Genomic DNA, 16696 nt, shown 5'->3' on the forward strand with positions numbered 1-16696 from the left:
TTCGACGGTGTCCTCGATCGTCGCCACGGCGAACCGGCCGCTGAGCCAGTCCCGGTCGGGGACGCAGTCCTGCACCGGAGACCACGTGATCCGGCCGGACTCCGTGGCAGTCCTCAGCCGCCGCAGGATCTTGGTGGCGATGGGGGCCTCGAGCTCGTTCCGCTGCATGGTGGGGCGCCGATCGTTCGTCGGGGATGTCCTGGGTGGTGGAGACGTCCCGGAGGGTCCGGTCCGCCGGAGGGGTCTCAGAACACCGGCAGCCCGCCGGTCACACCCAGCACCGTTCCGGAGACGTAGCTCGCCTCGGCCGGGTTCGCCAGGAACACGTAGGCCCCGGCGAGCTCGGCGGGCTGGCCGATCCTGCCGAGCGGGGTGTCCGCGCCCATGTGGGAGACGGCCTCGGGGGTCTTGGTGGCCGGCTGCAACGGCGTCCAGACCGGTCCGGGCGCCACCGCGTTCACCCGGATGCCCTTCGGCCCGAGCTCGCCGGCGAGGTTCGCGGTGACGTTGTTCAGGGCGGCCTTCGTGGCGGCGTAGTCGATCATCGTCTCCGAGGGCTGGTAGGCCTGTACCGAGGTGGTGTTGATGATGCAGTCCCCGTGGGACAGGTGCGGCACGCACGCCCGGGTCAGCCACAGGGTGCCGTACAGGTTGGTCCGCACCGCCCGGTCCAGGTCCTCGGTCCGCAGCCCCTCGATCCCGGGCTCTCCGCGGGCCCAGTGGTAACCGGCGTTGTTGACCAGGATGTTCAGGCCGCCCAGTCCCGCGACCGCCTCCTCGGCGATCCGCCCGCATTCCTGCTCGTCCCGCAGGTCCCCGGGTACGGTCACCGCCGTGCGGCCGGCCTTGTCGATCCAGCCGACCACGTCCTGGGCGTCCTCCTCCTCCTCGGGGAGGTAGTTGATCGCCACGTCGGCACCCTCCCGCGCGAAGGCGATCGCCACGGCACGACCGATGCCCGAGTCACCGCCCGTGATCAGGGCCTTCAGCCCCTCGAGCCGGCCCCGCCCGACCCAGCTGGACTCCCCGTGGTCCGGCACCGGGTCCATGGGGGCGGTCAGCCCGGGCGGTTCCTGCTGCTGTGCCGGCATGGTCCCGTCCTGCCCGGCCATCGACTGCGCGTGCCGCGCCACCTGCGGATCCTCGTGCTGCGTCATCTCACCGCTCCCCTCAACTCACCCGAATACGGCAACGAACAGAACCGCCGTCGCTTTTGGATCAGACTATGGGGACGCCCTCTGGACCGGAATGGCCAGACCGCTCGCGTGGAGACTGATAAGCCCGAGGACCATCAGATCAAGAGGCGGTCTGATATCCGCGAACACTCTCTCGGAGCTCTTCGGCGTGGTTGTAGATGTCCACCAAGTTCGTGAGCGGAACGCGGGTCTCCGCCTTGTGTGCGTCGAAGATACCCAGGTACTTCTGAGATCGATTGAAGTGGAGGCGGGCTATGGGTTTCCGGTTGTTGTCATCCAGCAGAATTGCGAAGTAGGACTTTGCATCACGGTGCACAATACGCTCCGGACCGACCTCACTGCAGACGATGGCGCGCACGATGTGGAAGCCTTCCAGCTCTTCAACAGTGGTCTCGATTCCGTCTGCGACGACATCTATGAGATCGCGCTCGGCGATTTCCCCGCTGGTGACATTGCTGGCGAGCTCCTCGGTTGCCGCTGATGGTGAGGACTCTCCCAGCGCGGCCTTGAGACGGTCGTTGACCTGGTCCTTCAGATACTGACGGCAGGCCTTCGCGACCAAGGGGCTGAACTGGTCCCGGACCTTCTGTGTCATCGCTCCCTCATGCACCTTTGAGGCGAGGAACTTCACCCATTCCTCGTCAGGAGTCGTGAAGTAACCACCAATCACGCGTTTCAGGGCACCGATGTATTTGAGTTCTTCGGCAGCGCTGACGACCGAGTCGAGGTCAAACTCATCCTTGGAGAGTTTGCGAAGCTCCGGAATCAGTGCCTCATCAATATCATTGAGATCGAGAACCAGGAACGGCTTGGAATCCATTCTGTTGGGAGCGTCCAAGTCCGTGTAGAACTGGTATGCCTCTCCGTTGGTGAGAATGGCGATTCGCGCATTGGTCACCGCGAAGTACCTGTATAGCTGCGAGGCATGCTCGAGCGTCAGGGAACCGAGAGACTTCTTGCATTCAATGAGCATCTGCACTTCACCGTCATGGACGATCGCGTAGTCGATCTTCTCGCCCTTCTTGATGCCCACGTCAGCGGTGAACTCTGGCACCACCTCAAGAGGGTTGAACACGTCGTAGCCCAATATCGACGAGATGAACGGCATGACCAGTGCGTTCTTCGTGGCCTCTTCGGTTTCGATGACACTTTTCTGCTGTTGTAGTTTGGCCGCTAGTGAGAAAAGACGGTCAGTAAACTGCATGCTGGATCCCCCATCAAGGTGTTTGGTACACCGAGGCTATATGTCTCTGTGGACAAAACAAGGGGGGCGTCAGGGCGATATTCGAAGCCTGCGAAGTGCCGATGGCCCGCGAGCGTGATGCTTTCGCGAAAGTCTCCGGTTCGGCTTCCTCAGCAGGGGTTGGTTAAGAGTTCTGCCTGGACGTTCGCGACATTCCCCAGCCTCTCGCGGTCAGCGCCGCGACGACCACAGGGGGAGGCTGGCGGCGAGCAACAGTCCGGCGACCCCGGCGAACGTCGGCCCCGTTCCCAGGAAGGTGAAACCCAGCCCGCCGAACAGCCCGGCCAGGCCCAGGCCGCTGTCGAAGGTCATGTTCCACCCGACGCTGGCCTGGCCGCGACTGCCGGCCCGGGCGAAGGCCAGCACCAGGCTGGCGGACTGCACCGCCCCCACGCCCAGCCCCATCAGCACCAGGCAGGCCGCCAGCGCCCACCCCGGGGGCACCAGGGCCACGGTGACCAGCCCGAGCACGGTCATGACGATGCCTACGGTGTACACCGTGCCCGGGTTCCCCCGGTCGGTCAGCGCACCGGCCACCCACCGGCTCACCACCGCGGACGCCTGCATGGTGGCGATGAACAGGGCGGGATGGGCGGTGCCCCCGCCCGGGCCGAAGGCGATGACCAGCCCGTAGGCGCACATGCTCACCAGGAAGGGCAGGAGCACCGGGGCGAGCGCGGACCAGAAGGATCCCGACGCACGGTCCCTCCCCGGGGCGGGCCGCGCGGACGGCCGCGTCCCGGGCACGGAGGACCGGGAGGGGACGAACCGCAGCGCGGGCAGGGCCAGCAGCACCGCCGCGGCGGCGAACCCCCGGAACGCCTCCGGTGGCACCTGGGCGCTGAGCCACAGCCCCAACGGCGCGCCGGCAGCGGCGGCGGCAGCGGTCATGGCCCCGAACCGTCCCAGTGCCCGGCCGACCCGTTCCGGGCTCGTGACGGCGGGCACGGCAGCGGTCGCCAGGACCACGAGGACCCCGAACCCGCCGCCGACGGCCACCCCCGTGGCCAGCAGGCCCGCCGCCGGGTCCGGCACGAGGACGGCGGCACCGTGTCCGGCCGCCATCAGCAGCAATGACCCACCGATGGCCCGCTGCGGCCCCAGGCGCCGCTGCACCGCGGGAGCCGCCGGCTGGACCGCGATGACGCTGAGCATCATGACCAGCAGCAGCGCGCCACCCGTGACGGAGGACAGGCCCCGCTCCACGCTGATCGGCACCATGGTCGAGTAGCTGAGGAAGAACCCCGAGAACCCCCACAGCGCGATCCACATCAGGCCCAGCAGGGCCGGGGATCCTCGGGTCAGGGAATTCTGCGCACTCATGCCCTCACCGTAGGCAGGGCTCAGTGCAAGACTGGCCCCATGCCTGTCTTCGAGCGTCGTGTCCACCTCCCGTTCAGCCGCCGTGACGTCTTCGCCTGGTTCACCCGCCCCGGCGCCCTGGTCCGGCTCACGCCCCCGTTCGCCGGTTCGGTCCGGCGGGAGCCGGACGGGATCGACGTCGGCGCCGAGGCCCGGCTGGGCATCGGCGCCCCCGGGTCGCTGGGCCTGGGCCTGGAGTCCGCGGCCGGCCTCGCGCGCACCATCCTGCCGGTCAGCCTGCCGGCCTGGCTGGCCCCGGAGGTGCCGTGGACGGCCCGGCACACCGCCTTCGAGGACGGGACCATGTTCCGCGACGAGATGGCCTCCGGGCCCCTGCGCTCCTGGGTCCACACGCACACTTTCGAGGACGCGGCCCCCGGTGAGGCGGACACCGCCGACGGCTCTCCCGGCACCGTGATGGTGGACCACATCGAGTACGAATTGCCCGGGGCCCCCCTGTTCGGCCGCCTCGGCCAGGCCGGGCGCTCCACCGAGCACTGGACGCAGGACCACTTCGAGGCCGAGCTGGACCGCCAGTTCGCCTACCGGCACGCCCAGGTGCGTGACGACCTGGACTTCCACGCCCACCATGGCAGCGGTCAGGCCCTGACCATCGCCGTCTCGGGCGCGAGCGGACTGATCGGCACCCAGTTGACGGCCCTGTTCACCGGCGGTGGCCACCGGGTCATCCCGCTGGTGCGGCCCGGCAGCACCGCCTCCGGGAACCGGGGGCCGGCCATCTCCTGGGACCCGGCCGCCGGCAGCCTGGACCCGGACGCCCTGCGGCAGGCCGACGTCGTGGTCAACCTCTCGGGGGAGAGCATCGGCGGCCGGATGACCGAGGCCCACCGCACCGCGGTGCTGCAGTCCCGGCTGGACACCACCGGCCTGCTGGCCCGCACCCTGGCGGACCTCGCGGACGACGGCCGCACCCGGACGCTGGTCAACGGCTCCGGGGTGGGGTATTACGGGGCCGAGGCGGGCACCGGGCCGAACGGTGACGGGCTGGACGAGACCGACCCCGCCGGCACGGACTTCCTGGCCGAGGTCTGCCAGCAGTGGGAGCAGGCCACCGCCCCGGCGGCAGAGGCGGGAGTACGGACCGTGATGGTCCGCACCGGGCTGGTCCAGACCCCGGCCGGTGGCATCCTCCAGCAGGTGCTGCCGCTGTTCCTGGTCGGCGCCGGCGGCCCGATGGGCACCGGCGGGCCCTTCGGCGGCGCGGACCGGGACCCCTGGCAGAGCTGGATCTCGATCGACGACATCGTGGGGGTGTTCGCCCACGCCGCCCTGTCCGGCACCCTCACCGGTCCCGTCAACGGCGTGGCGCCGCATCCCGTGCGGGCCCGCGAGCTCGCCCAGACCCTGGGCCGGGTCCTGCACCGCCCGTCGGCGCTGCCCCTGCCGCCGGTGGCGCCGCGGATGGTGCTCGGCGAAGAGGGCAACCGCCTGCTGGTGGAGGCGGACCAGAAGGCCCGCGCGGACAAGGCCCGGGCTGACGGTTACCGGTTCCGGCACCCGGACCTGGAATCGGCCCTGCGTCACGTGCTGGGGCGGTGAGCGAGATGGGTGGCGGGAAGGACGGGAAGGAACTGGACGATGTGAAGGACCCCACGACGGGACCCGCCGTACCGCCGCCGCTGCCGGCTGTGCCCGACGCGGACTGGTCCCGGGTGCTGTGCGTCGTCGCGCACCCGGACGACATGGAGTACGGCACCTCCTCCGCCGTCGCGACCTGGACCCGGCGGGGAGTCGAGGTCTGCTACCTGCTGCTCACCGCCGGGGAGGCGGGGATGGCCGAGCCGCCGGAGGTCGTCGCGCCGCTGCGAGCCATCGAACAGCGCACGGCCTGCGCGGCGGTGGGCGTGACGGACCTGCGGATCCTGGGCCATCCAGACGGGATGCTGGAGTACGGACTGGCCCTGCGCCGGGACGTCGCCCGGGTGGTTCGCCAGGTGCGGCCCGACGCGGTGGTGACCGCGAACTTCGACGTCGAGGCCTACGGCGGGTTCAACCAGGCCGACCACCGGGCCGCCGGGCTGGCCGTGGTGGACGGCGTCCGGGACGCGGCGAACCCCTGGGTGTTCCGCGAGCTGGCCGAGGACGAGGGCCTGGCCGCCTGGCACGCCGGCGGGCTACTGGTGGCCAACCCCGCCCAGCCGACGCACGCGGTGATCGTGGACGAGGAGGCCGTGCAGGCCGCCGTCGCCTCCCTGAACAGCCACGAGGCGTACCTGCGGCACGTGGCGGACCACCCGAGGCCCGAGGAGATGATCCCGGAGATCCTGCGCGCGGGCGGTGCGGCGGCCGGCACCGAGTATGCCGCGGCCTTCCGGTACTACGGGCTCTGACGGCCGCCGGACGGCCAACCGGCAGGACGAGGACGGGGGCCGTCCGGGGCCCGGGGTGCTCGGCGCCCCGGGGATGACGGCGACGTAGGATCATGGGCATGACTTGCGGCATCCAGCACGCCGGGGACTCCCGCTGATGGCCGGAGGCAATCGCGACCCCGGCCGCACCGTCACGGACAAGGTCCTGTCCGTCCTGACCGCCTTCGAGAAGGAGCGCCGCTCCCTGGCGCTGACGGAGATCGCGGCGCTCGCGGACGTGCCCGTGAGCACTGCCCACCGCCTGGTGGGTGAGCTCACCGACTGGGGGTTCCTCTCCCGGACCCCCCAGGGCCGCTACCAGCTGGGGCTGCGCATCTGGGAACTGGCCCAGAACGTGGGGCGCCAGCTGCGAGAGACCGCCCGCCCCTTCATCCAGGACCTCTACTCGCTCACCGGGGAGACCTCCCAGCTCGCCATCCGGGACGGCAGCGAGGTGCTCTACATCGACCGCGTCTACGGCACCAAGCGCGTGCCCCGCGCCTCCCGCGTGGGCGGCCGGCTGCCGATGCACTCCACCGCGGTCGGCAAGGTCCTGCTGGCCTATGAGGAGCCCTGGGTGCTCGAGGCCTACCTCAACCTGGACCTGGAGGCCACGACCCCCCGGACCATCGTCCACCCCGGGCGCCTGGCCGCAGAGATCGCCCAGGTCCGGGAACAGGGCTTCGCCCAGACGCTGGAGGAGATCCGCGTGGGCGCCTGCTCGATCGCCGTGCCGGTCTTCCACACCGGCCGGATCGGCGCGGCCCTGGGCCTGGTCATCCCCTCGGAGCAGTCGGCCACGATGGAGAAACACCTGCCGGCCCTGCGCGCGGTCAGTGCACGGATCGAGCGGGCCACGGCCCACATCCCCCTGGAGACCCTGCTCGAGTCCCACCACCTCGCCCACCGCGACTGAGGACCCCGGACCCGCCGGCCCGCACGACCGGCCCGCTCCACCGGCCCGCACGACCGGCCCGCTCCACCGGCGCGATCCGCGGGCCCGCTCCCACCGGGCCCGCTCCCGCCCGGCCCTTTCCCCACGCCGCCTTCCCCCGCTCCGTCACGCCTCGGCCTCCCCACAGGCCGGATCCGGCGCACGCGAAGTCGTTTCCACCCAGTGGAACGACCATGACCCGCGTCACACCGCGAGGCGCAACCATGGAGTCAGGCTCGTCGCGTGATGCGGATCACCCGTCACGCGGCAGCCGCCAACTCGACAGCACGCGGCCAGACCGACGGGCCACCACCGGAGGCCACGGACAGGAGATGAGATGACCACCGAGTCAACCACCGCAGCACCGGCGGGGCAGTGCCCGTTCGGTCACGGCGGACCGGGCGCGCAGGACGCCGACGCAGCGACGCCCACCGACCACCACGGTTACCAGCCGTTCCAGATGAAGGACCCCTTCCCCTCCTACGCGGCGCTGCGCTCGGAGGAGCCGGTGATGTTCGACGAGCGGATCGGCTACTGGGTGGTCTCCCGCTACGACGACATCAAGGCGGTCTTCGACGACTGGGAGACCTTCTCCTCCGAGAACGCCCAGGCCCCGGTCCGCGAGCGCGGCCCGCTGGCCACCCAGATCATGAAGGACGGCGGCTTCACGGCCTACTCCGGCCTGTCCGCCCGCGTCCCCCCGGAGCACACCCGCATCCGGGCCATCGCCCAGAAGGCGTTCACCCCGCGCCGTTACAAGGCACTGGAGCCGGACATCCGCGCCAACGTGGTCTCCCGCCTCGAGGCCGTCGCCGCCCGCCAGGACCGCACCGGTGAGATGGTGCAGGACCTGGCCTACGAGATCCCCACCATCACCATCCTGACGCTGATCGGCGCGGACGTGTCCAAGATCGACACCTACAAGCGGTGGAGCGACTCCCGGGCCGCCATGACCTGGGGGGACCTGACGGACGAGGAGCAGGTGCCGCACGCCCACAACCTGGTCGAGTACTGGCAGGAGTGCCAGCGTCTCGTGGCCGAGGCACACGCCCACGGCGGGGACAACCTCACCGCGGACCTGGTGCGGACCCAGCAGGAGGGCGGCGAGATCTCCGACCACGAGATCGCCTCGCTGCTCTACTCCATGCTCTTCGCCGGCCACGAGACCACCACGACCCTGATCTCCAACTGCTTCCGCGTGCTGCTGGCGCACCGTGAGCAGTGGGAGGCCCTCGTCGAGGACCCGAAGAAGATCCCCGCGGCCATCGACGAGGTGCTGCGCTACTCCGGCTCGATCGTCGGCTGGCGCCGCAAGGCCCTCGCCGACGCCGAGGTGGGCGGGGTGCAGGTGAAGAAGGGCGACGGCCTGCTGCTGCTGATGGGCTCGGCCAACCGGGATGAGTCCCGGTTCGAGCACGGCGAGGACTTCGACATCACGCGGTCCAACGCCCGCGAGCACCTGTCCTTCGGTTTCGGCATCCACTACTGCCTGGGCAACATGCTCGCCAAGCTGCAGGCCAAGATCTGCCTCGAGGAGGCCGTGAAGCTGCTGCCGGGCCTGCGCCTGGACGATCCCGGTGCCGCCGACGGTGCCGGCAGCCCTGACATCGAATTCCGCGAGAACCTCTCCTTCCGCGTCCCGGTGGCCGTCCCGGTCACCTGGGCCGCCTGACCGACCAGGACTCCATCATGACGCTCAACCCCTACATCCAGTCGTTCGACGACGGCCGCGAGCCCGCCCTCGAGACCCTCGGCGGCAAGGGTGCCTCGCTGGTCTCCATGACGGCGGCCGGCATGCCGGTCCCTCCCGGGTTCGTGGTCACCACGGCCTCGTTCGACGCCTTCGTCCGCGAGGCCGGCATCACCGAGCACGTCCACACCCTGCTGGAGGGCCTGGACGCCGAGGACGTCGCCGAGGTCGACCGGGTCTCGGCGGCCATCCGCGAGGACCTGTGCAGCCGGCCGGTGCCCGAGGCCGCCCGTGCGGCCGTCGTCGAGGCCTACGCCGCGCTGATGGACGCCTGCGGCGGTGAGGTCCCGGTGGCCGTCCGGTCCTCCGCCACGGCCGAGGACCTGCCGGACGCCTCCTTCGCCGGCCAGCAGGACACCTACCTGTGGCTGACGGGCCGGGAGGCGGTCACGGAGCACATCCGCAAGTGCTGGGCCTCGCTGTACACCTCCCGCGCCATCATCTACCGGCTGAAGAACGACATCCCCAACGAGGGACTGTCCATGGCCGTGGTGGTGCAGAAGATGGTCAACGCCCGCGTGGCCGGGGTGGCCATCACCATGAACCCCGCCAACGGCGACCGGTCCAAGCTCACCATCGACGCCTCCTGGGGCGTCGGGGAGATGGTGGTCTCCGGCCAGGTCACCCCGGACAACATCCTCATGGACAAGATCACCCTGCAGGTCGTCGCCGAGCACGTGGGCGACAAGCACGCCGAACTGGTCCCGGACCCGGTCTCCCAGTCCCTGGTGGAGCGCGAGGTCCCCGCCGAGCGCGCGGACATCCGCTGCCTCACGGACGCCGAGCTGACCGCCGTCGCCCGGATGGCCAAGCGCGCCGAGAAGCACTACAAGTGCCCGCAGGACATCGAGTGGGCCCTGGACGCGGACCTGCCGGACGGGGAGAACCTGTTGCTGCTGCAGTCCCGCCCGGAGACCGTGCACTCCAACGGCAAGGGCACCGCCGGCCAGGCCGCGGCCCAGCCGACCCCGGCCACGCCCGCGGCCCCCGGTGGCTTCGACCTGAGCTCGATCACCTCCTCGCTCACCGGCATCGGCAAGTAACCCACCCACCTGACGACCCGCCCCGGATCCTTCCGGGTATCCCACGTTGGAGAGACCCATGACTGCCAAGAAGTCCTTCCCGAAGCCCTCCGAACTGCCGGTTCCCGCCGGCGCCGAGGGCTGGGAGAAGCTCTACCCCTATTACCTGACCTTCCAGGAGAAGCGGAAGGACGAGGACGACGCCAAGTTCTGGTTCTGCGACTCCCAGCACTGGCCCACCGTGTTCAAGCCCTTCGAGACGATCGGCGGGGAGTTCGCGGTCAAGTGCCTGGGCCAGTACAACGCCCGGCACCTGATGATCCCCAACGCCAACGGCATCGAGTTCCGCGTGCACCTGGGCTACCTGTACATGTCCCCCATCCCGGTCCCGGAGCAGGAGATCGCCGCGCGCGTGCCCGAGTTCCAGGCCCGCGTGGGCCACTACTTCCAGAACTGGGACACCCTGCTGGAGCAGTGGAAGAGGAAGGTCCGCGGGACCATCGACGAGATGGAGACCCTCGAGTTCAAGCCCCTGCCGGACATGGTCTCCATGGAGGACATCACCTCCGGCAAGGCCAAGGACGGCACCGAGGTGCTGCTGGAGAACTACGACCGTCTGATCCAGCTGGCCTACCAGAACTGGCAGTACCACTTCGAGTTCCTGAACCTGGGCTACATCGCCTACCTGGACTTCTTCAACTACTGCAAGGAGGTCTTTCCGGACATCCCGGACCAGTCCATCGCGACCATGGTCCAGGGCGTGGACATGGAGCTGTTCCGTCCGGACGACGAGCTCAAGGCGCTGGCCACCCTGGCCGTCGAGCTCGGCCTGCAGTCCCACTTCGCCCGCCCCGACGACGTCGAGGCCACCCTCGGTGCCATCGGCGCCGCGGACGGCGGGCAGCGGTGGCTGGACCGCTGGGCCGAGGCCCAGGACCCGTGGTTCAACTTCACCGTGGGCAACGGCTTCTACGGGCACGACAAGTACTGGAACGAGCACCTGGACATCCCGCTGGGCTACATCGCGGACTACATCCGCCGCCTGGACGAGGGCCAGACGATCATGCGCCCCACCGCCGAACTCGTCGCGGAGAAGGACCGGATCGTCGAGGAGTACCGCGAGCTGCTCGACGGCGACCAGCTGGCCGCCTTCGACGCCAAGCGCTCCCTGGCCGCGACCGCCTACCCCTACGTGGAGAACCACAACTTCTACATCGAGCACTGGACCATGGGCGTGTTCTGGCGCAAGGTCCGCGAGCTCTCCCGCACCCTGCACGGCTACGGCTTCTGGGAGCACGAGGACGACCTGCTGTACCTGCGCCGCAACGAGGTCCGGGACGTGCTCTTCGACCTGGCCACCGGCTGGGGCGTCGGCGCCCCCTCCGGACCGGTCGGCCCGGACTACTGGCCCGAGATCATCGCCGAGCGCACGGCCCTGGTCGCGGCCCTGAAGACCGCCCGCCCGGCCGCCGCCCTGAACACCCCGCCGGCCTCGATCACCGAGCCGTTCACCCGCATGCTGTGGGGCATCACCACCGAGCAGGTCGAGTCCTGGCTCGGCGCCGGGGAGGAGGGCACCGAGGGCGTGCTCAAGGGCATGGCCGCCTCCCCCGGCGTGGTGGAGGGCGTGGCCCGCGTGATCATGGACTCCGACGACCTGGCCCAGATCCAGCAGGACGAGATCCTGGTCGCCCCGGTCACGGCCCCGTCCTGGGGACCGGTCTTCGGCAAGATCAAGGCCACCGTCACGGACATCGGCGGGATGATGAGCCACGCCGCGATCGTCTGCCGCGAGTACGCCCTGCCCGCCGTCACCGGCACCGGCAGCGCCTCGACCTCCATCGTCACCGGCCAGCGGTTGCGTGTGGACGGCACCAAGGGCACCGTGACCATCCTGGACGGCCCCAACGCCGCCCCGCAGGTCGCCGGCCCCGGCGCCCACAGCCACCAGCACCCGCACGGCACCCCCGAGACGGCGGCCGCGGGAGAGCCGGCCCATGTCTGAGGTCCGTCCCGAGTCCCAGCCGGAGGCCCCGCAGCCCCCGACGCCGGCCGGCCGGCCGCGCACGGTGCTCGTCACCGGCGCCGCCGGGGGCCTGGGCCGGGCGTTCGCCGAGGGCTTCGCCGCCCGGGGTGACCGGGTCGCCGTCGCCGACATCAACCTCGACGGCGCCACCGCCACCGTGCGGTCCCTGGAGGAGTCGGGGGCCACGGCGGCCGCCTTCCAGGTGGACGTCACGGACCTGGACTCCGTGACCTCCCTGGCGCGGCAGGTGGCGCAGTTCGGGGACGGGAGCATCGACGTCGTGGTCAACAACGCGGCCATCTACGCGACCGTCACCCGCTCGCCCTTCGAGGAGATCGACCCCGCGGAGTGGGACCTGGTGATGGGGGTGAACCTCAAGGGGCCGTGGATGATGACCCGGGCCGTGAGCCCGTACCTGTCCACCGGTGCCCGCGTGGTGAACCTCTCCAGCGCCACCGTCTACTCCGGCTCCGCCCACTGGGCCCACTACGTGGCCTCCAAGGGCGGCGTGGTGGCCCTGACCCGGGTCCTCGCCAAGGAGCTCGGCGCCCGGGAGATCACCGTCAACGCCATCGCCCCCGGCTTCACCCTGACCGAGGCCAGCTACGGGCTGATGGAGGACGCCGAGACCTACGGGGTGGACCGCGGGTCCATCAAGCGGGCCTCCCGGCCCGAGGACATCGTGGGCGCCGCCCTGTTCCTGGCCTCGCCCGAGGCCGGGTACATCACCGGCCAGACCATGGTCGTCGACGGCGGCCGCCAGTTCATCTAGGAGGAATCATGCCGACCATCCACTACACCGACGCCGCAGGCTCGACCATCGACATCAACGCCAACGTGGGCGACTCCGTCATGGAGACCGCCGTGCGCAACGGCGTGCCGGGCATCGTCGCCGAGTGCGGCGGCTCCCTGTCCTGCGCGACGTGCCACGTCTTCGTCCGTGAGGACGAGGTGGAGCAGTTGCCCGAGATGAGCGAGATGGAGGACGAGATGCTCTACGGCACCACCGAGGACCGCCGGGACAACTCGCGCCTGTCCTGCCAGATCAAGGTCACCGAGGGCATGGACCTGCACGTGACCACCCCCGAGACCCAGGTCTGACCGAGCGCCCCGGCACCGCGCCGGGACCCGATCCAGGAGTTCCCATGAACACCCCCACCACCGAGCGGGCCGAGACGGGCCTGCTGATCATCGGCGCCAGCCAGGCCGGCGTCCAGCTGGCCATCTCCCTGCGCGGCACCGGCTTCGACGAGCACATCACCCTGCTGGGCGAGGAGGACCACCGCCCCTACCAGCGCCCCGCCCTGTCCAAGGAGTTCCTGCAGGACAAGGTCGACAAGGAGAACCTGATCTTCCGGTCCCAGGAGTACTGGGACGAGCACGACATCGAGCTCGTCAAGGGCGCCCGGATCGAGCGGATCGAGAAGAGCACCGCTGCAGACGGTACCCAGGACGGTGCCGGAGTGGCCGTCGCCGCCGACGGCACCCGCCATCCGTTCCGCCGCCTCGCCCTGGCCGTCGGCGCCCGGGCCCGGCGACTGGAGATCGAGGGCGCGGAGCTGGACGGCGTGGTCTACCTGCGCAGCGCCGACGACGCCCTGGAGCTCAAGGCCCGGCTGGGCGACGTCCAGGACGCCGTGGTGGTCGGCGGCGGGTTCATCGGGCTGGAGGCGGCCTGTTCCCTGCACGGGATGGGCAAGAACGTCACCGTGATGGAGTACGGCCCCCGCCTGGTCGGCCGGGCCGTGGGCGAGGACACCTCCGAGTACTTCCTGCAGGCCCACCGGGGCCGCGGCATCGACATCCGGCTGGGCGCCCGCATGACGCGCTTCGTGGAGGGCACCGGTGAGCGCGCCGGGACGGTCGCCGGCGTGGAGCTGGAGGACGGCACGGTGGTGGACGCCCAGCTGGTGCTCGTGGGCATCGGCGTCGTCCCGAACACCGAGCTGGCCGAGCAGATGGGCCTGGCGGTGGACAACGGGATCGTGGTGGACCGCCACGCGGTCGCCTCGGACGGGACCACTGTGGCCGTCGGGGACGTGGCCAACATGCCGAATCCGCTGCCCGGCGCCCCCGAAGGCGAGCGGATCCGGCTGGAGAGCGTGAACAACGCGATCGAGCACGCCAAGATCGCCGCCTACTCCCTCACCGGGCGCCGGGAGGAGTACGCGGGCATCCCGTGGTTCTGGTCCAACCAGGCCGACCTGAAGCTGCAGATCGCCGGGCTCACCCTCGGCTACGACTCCACCGTGGTGCGGCGGGACGACGCCAAGGGCAAGTTCTCGGTGCTGTACTACCGCGACGGCCAGGTCATCGCCGCCGACTGCGTCAACGCCCCGCTGGACTTCATGGCCGTGCGCAGCGCCCTCGGCAAGGGACAGAACATCCCCGCCGGGGCCGCCGCGGACCCCGCCGTCCCGCTCAAGTCCCTCGTGGTGGACCGGAACGTCCAGGAGGTCTCCGCATGAACCCCACCGACCAGCGGGCCGCGCGGGCCGGCCAGTCCCGGCAGGACCACCCCGCCTGGGAGGCGGCCGATCCCGGCCAGCACGCCCGGGACCCGCGCGCCGTGGCCTTCACCGAGGCCTACCCCGAGCGCCCCATCCCCGCCACCGGACCGGTGGACACGGCGCCCATCTCCACCTCCCCGGCCGTGGGCCTGGAGGCGCTGTGGGCGGCGATCGAACCGGAGTCCCGGACCCGGTCCAACGACATCCACCTGCCGACCTCCACCGCCTACGCCCAGCGACTGTGCGACGCCTACCCGCAGGCCGACCGCGAGCTCGTGCTGGCCACGATCATCCTGCACGACACCGGCTGGGCCCACGTGGACGAGTCCCGGATCATCTCCGAGGGCTTCCAGGGGGACTGGCGCAAGGCCGCCATCCGCTACGAGCACGAGGCCAGGGGCTGTGACGTGGCCCGCCGCGTCCTGCCCGGGCTCGGCTACGGCGCGGAGTTCGTGGATCGGGTCTGCGAGATCATCGACGGCCATGACACCCGCCAGGTCGCCTTCTCCCTCGAGGACGCGCTGGTGCGCGACGCCGACCGGTTGTGGCGCTTCGACATCACCGGGGTGTGCGTGTCCTCCTCGTGGTTCGGGATGAACCCGGCCACCTACACCGACCGGCTCGACCGGGAGATCCTGCCCGAACTGATCACCGGGGCGGCCGTGCAGATGGCCAGCACCGACCTGGCCCGCACCCGCGGCCTGCTGCGCACGGAGGTGCTGCGATGAGCACGACTGCCGACGTCCCCGCCCGTCCCCGCGCCGCGACCGACGCCAAGGCCCGCCGCGCCGCCCTGGAGTTGCCGTACACGCACGTGGACGACTTCTTCATCAACGGCGCCTACGTCCCCGCCGCCGCCCCGGAGCGCACCCCGGTCACCGACCCGGCGACCGGTGAGGTCTGGGGCTCGGTCCCGGCGGCCACCGGCGCGGAGCTGGACGCCGCCGTCGGGTCCGCCCGGGCGGCGCTGTCCGGCTGGGGGGCGCTGAGCGCCGCCGAGCGCGCGCGGTACCTGGTGCGGATCGCGGAGGAGATCGAGGCCCGCGCCGAGCCGCTGGCCCTGACCAACACCCGGGAGAACGGCTCGCCGATCTCCGAGACCCGCGGCGCCGCGGCCAACGCGGCGGGCATCTTCCGCTATTTCGCCACCCTCGCGGACTGGCTGGACCACGACGACGTCCGGCCCTTCCCCGCCGGCGGCGCGGAGTCCGTGGTGGACAAGGACCCGGTGGGGGTGTGCGCGCTGATCGCCCCGTGGAACTTCCCCATCAACCTGGTGGTCATCAAGCTGGCTCCGGCCCTGCTGGCCGGCTGCACCGTGGTCATCAAGCCGGCCTCCCCCACGCCGCTTTCCCTGCGCTTCGTCATCGACGCGGTGCAGGCCGCAGGGGTGCCGGCCGGCGTCGTGAACCTGCTGACCGGTCCGGGACGGTTCGGGGACGCCCTGGTGCGCCACCCGGGCGTGGACAAGGTCGCGTTCACCGGGTCCACCCCGGTGGGCCGGAAGATCGCCGCGGCGTGCGGCGAGCTGCTCCGCCCGGTGACCCTGGAACTGGGCGGGAAGTCCTCGGCGATCGTGCTGCCGGACGCCGACCTGGACGCCATGTCCGCCGTGCTGGTGCGCTCCTGCATGCGCAACACCGGCCAGACCTGCTACATCTCCACCCGCATCATCGCCCCGGCCTCCCGGTACGAGGAGGTCGTGCGGATGGTCGGCGAGACGATCGCGGCAGGCCGTCAGGGGGATCCCCTGGACGAGGCCACCGTGTTCGGGCCGGTGGCCACCCGCTCGCAGTACGAGACGGTCATGGAGTACGTGGACTCCGCCCACGCCGAGGGTGCCCGCGCGGTGACCGGCGGTGCCGCGGTGCCGGGCGGATCGCTCGGGGCCGGGCTGGAGGAGGGCGTGTTCGTCCAGCCCACGGTGTTCGCGGACGTCACCGCGGACATGCGGATCTCGCGGGAGGAGATCTTCGGTCCCGTGATCTCGGTGCTGAGGTACGACGACGCCGGCGGTTCCGGTGACTGGTCCGCCGACGAGGCCGTCGAGCTGGCCAACAACACCGAGTTCGGCCTGGGCGGGATCGTGTTCGGCGCCGACGAGGAGCGGGCCCTGGAGGTGGCCCGCCGGGTGGACTCCGGGTCCGTGGGGATCAACTTCTTCGGGTCCAACCACTCCGCGCCGTTCGGGGGCCGGCATGACTCCGGCATGGGCGTGGAGTACGGGCTCGAGGGGCTCAGCGCCTACCTGAGCTACAAGTCCATCCACCGCCGGGCCCGCTGA

14 protein-coding genes are annotated in these 16696 nt (G+C 70.8%); 11 read left to right on the forward strand and 3 right to left on the reverse strand.

Annotated features, from left to right (window positions below; translation table 11 throughout):
• Nucleotides 1-245: 245 nt before the first annotated feature.
• The 3 genes from PLJ28_RS12650 to PLJ28_RS12660 form a co-directional block, all read right to left on the reverse strand.
• A complete protein-coding gene (locus PLJ28_RS12650) occupies nucleotides 246-1157 on the reverse strand; it encodes an SDR family oxidoreductase (RefSeq protein WP_298045907.1) in 912 nt (303 codons plus the stop codon).
• Nucleotides 1158-1296: 139 nt separating this feature from the next.
• Entirely contained in the window at nucleotides 1297-2400 is a 1104-nt protein-coding gene (locus PLJ28_RS12655) for a type I restriction endonuclease (RefSeq protein WP_183530062.1), read from the reverse strand.
• A 210-nt stretch (nucleotides 2401-2610) separates the two neighbouring features.
• On the reverse strand, nucleotides 2611-3762 hold the full coding sequence (locus tag PLJ28_RS12660) for an MFS transporter (RefSeq protein WP_183529819.1): 1152 nt from the start codon (nucleotides 3760-3762) through the stop codon (nucleotides 2611-2613).
• Nucleotides 3763-3801: 39 nt separating this feature from the next.
• Here PLJ28_RS12660 and PLJ28_RS12665 point away from each other — a divergent pair, with 39 nt between their 5' ends.
• From PLJ28_RS12665 to PLJ28_RS12715, 11 genes are all read left to right on the forward strand, one after another.
• On the forward strand, nucleotides 3802-5361 hold the full coding sequence (locus PLJ28_RS12665; RefSeq protein ID WP_183529821.1) for a TIGR01777 family oxidoreductase: 1560 nt from the start codon (nucleotides 3802-3804) through the stop codon (nucleotides 5359-5361).
• A complete protein-coding gene (locus tag PLJ28_RS12670) occupies nucleotides 5358-6152 on the forward strand; it encodes a PIG-L deacetylase family protein (protein WP_324590196.1) in 795 nt (264 codons plus the stop codon). Before PLJ28_RS12665 ends, PLJ28_RS12670 begins: the two co-directional genes overlap by 4 nt.
• A gap of 136 nt (nucleotides 6153-6288) precedes the next feature.
• Nucleotides 6289-7086: an IclR family transcriptional regulator gene (locus PLJ28_RS12675; protein WP_183529823.1), complete on the forward strand. Its 798-nt coding sequence runs from the start codon at nucleotides 6289-6291 to the stop codon at nucleotides 7084-7086.
• A gap of 355 nt (nucleotides 7087-7441) precedes the next feature.
• Nucleotides 7442-8776: a cytochrome P450 gene (locus PLJ28_RS12680; protein ID WP_183529825.1), complete on the forward strand. Its 1335-nt coding sequence runs from the start codon at nucleotides 7442-7444 to the stop codon at nucleotides 8774-8776.
• Nucleotides 8777-8793: 17 nt separating this feature from the next.
• Nucleotides 8794-9897 carry a PEP/pyruvate-binding domain-containing protein gene (locus PLJ28_RS12685; protein ID WP_324590197.1) on the forward strand — a complete coding sequence of 368 codons (1104 nt, stop codon included), beginning with the start codon at nucleotides 8794-8796 and terminating at the stop codon, nucleotides 9895-9897.
• 58 nt (nucleotides 9898-9955) lie between these two features.
• A complete protein-coding gene (locus PLJ28_RS12690; protein ID WP_010144946.1) occupies nucleotides 9956-11881 on the forward strand; it encodes a PEP-utilizing enzyme in 1926 nt (641 codons plus the stop codon).
• Nucleotides 11874-12674, forward strand: coding sequence for an SDR family NAD(P)-dependent oxidoreductase (locus PLJ28_RS12695; protein ID WP_324590198.1), 801 nt, complete (start codon nucleotides 11874-11876; stop codon nucleotides 12672-12674). The genes PLJ28_RS12690 and PLJ28_RS12695 overlap by 8 nt, the downstream gene beginning before the upstream one ends.
• Nucleotides 12675-12682: 8 nt before the next feature.
• Nucleotides 12683-13003, forward strand: coding sequence for a 2Fe-2S iron-sulfur cluster-binding protein (locus PLJ28_RS12700; RefSeq protein ID WP_010144944.1), 321 nt, complete (start codon nucleotides 12683-12685; stop codon nucleotides 13001-13003).
• A 44-nt stretch (nucleotides 13004-13047) separates the two neighbouring features.
• Nucleotides 13048-14370 (forward strand): NAD(P)/FAD-dependent oxidoreductase, encoded by a 1323-nt coding sequence (locus tag PLJ28_RS12705; protein WP_324590199.1) that lies wholly within the window; start codon nucleotides 13048-13050, stop codon nucleotides 14368-14370.
• The gene (locus tag PLJ28_RS12710; protein ID WP_324590200.1) at nucleotides 14367-15140 is read left to right on the forward strand and encodes an HD domain-containing protein; all 774 of its coding nucleotides are present in this window, start codon (nucleotides 14367-14369) and stop codon (nucleotides 15138-15140) included. Before PLJ28_RS12705 ends, PLJ28_RS12710 begins: the two co-directional genes overlap by 4 nt.
• Complete coding sequence (locus tag PLJ28_RS12715) at nucleotides 15137-16696, forward strand: aldehyde dehydrogenase family protein (RefSeq protein ID WP_183529837.1); 1560 nt, start codon at nucleotides 15137-15139, stop codon at nucleotides 16694-16696. Before PLJ28_RS12710 ends, PLJ28_RS12715 begins: the two co-directional genes overlap by 4 nt.

The sequence above is a fragment of the Citricoccus sp. genome, assembly GCF_035445025.1.
Classification (GTDB): Bacteria; Actinomycetota; Actinomycetes; order Actinomycetales; family Micrococcaceae; genus Citricoccus.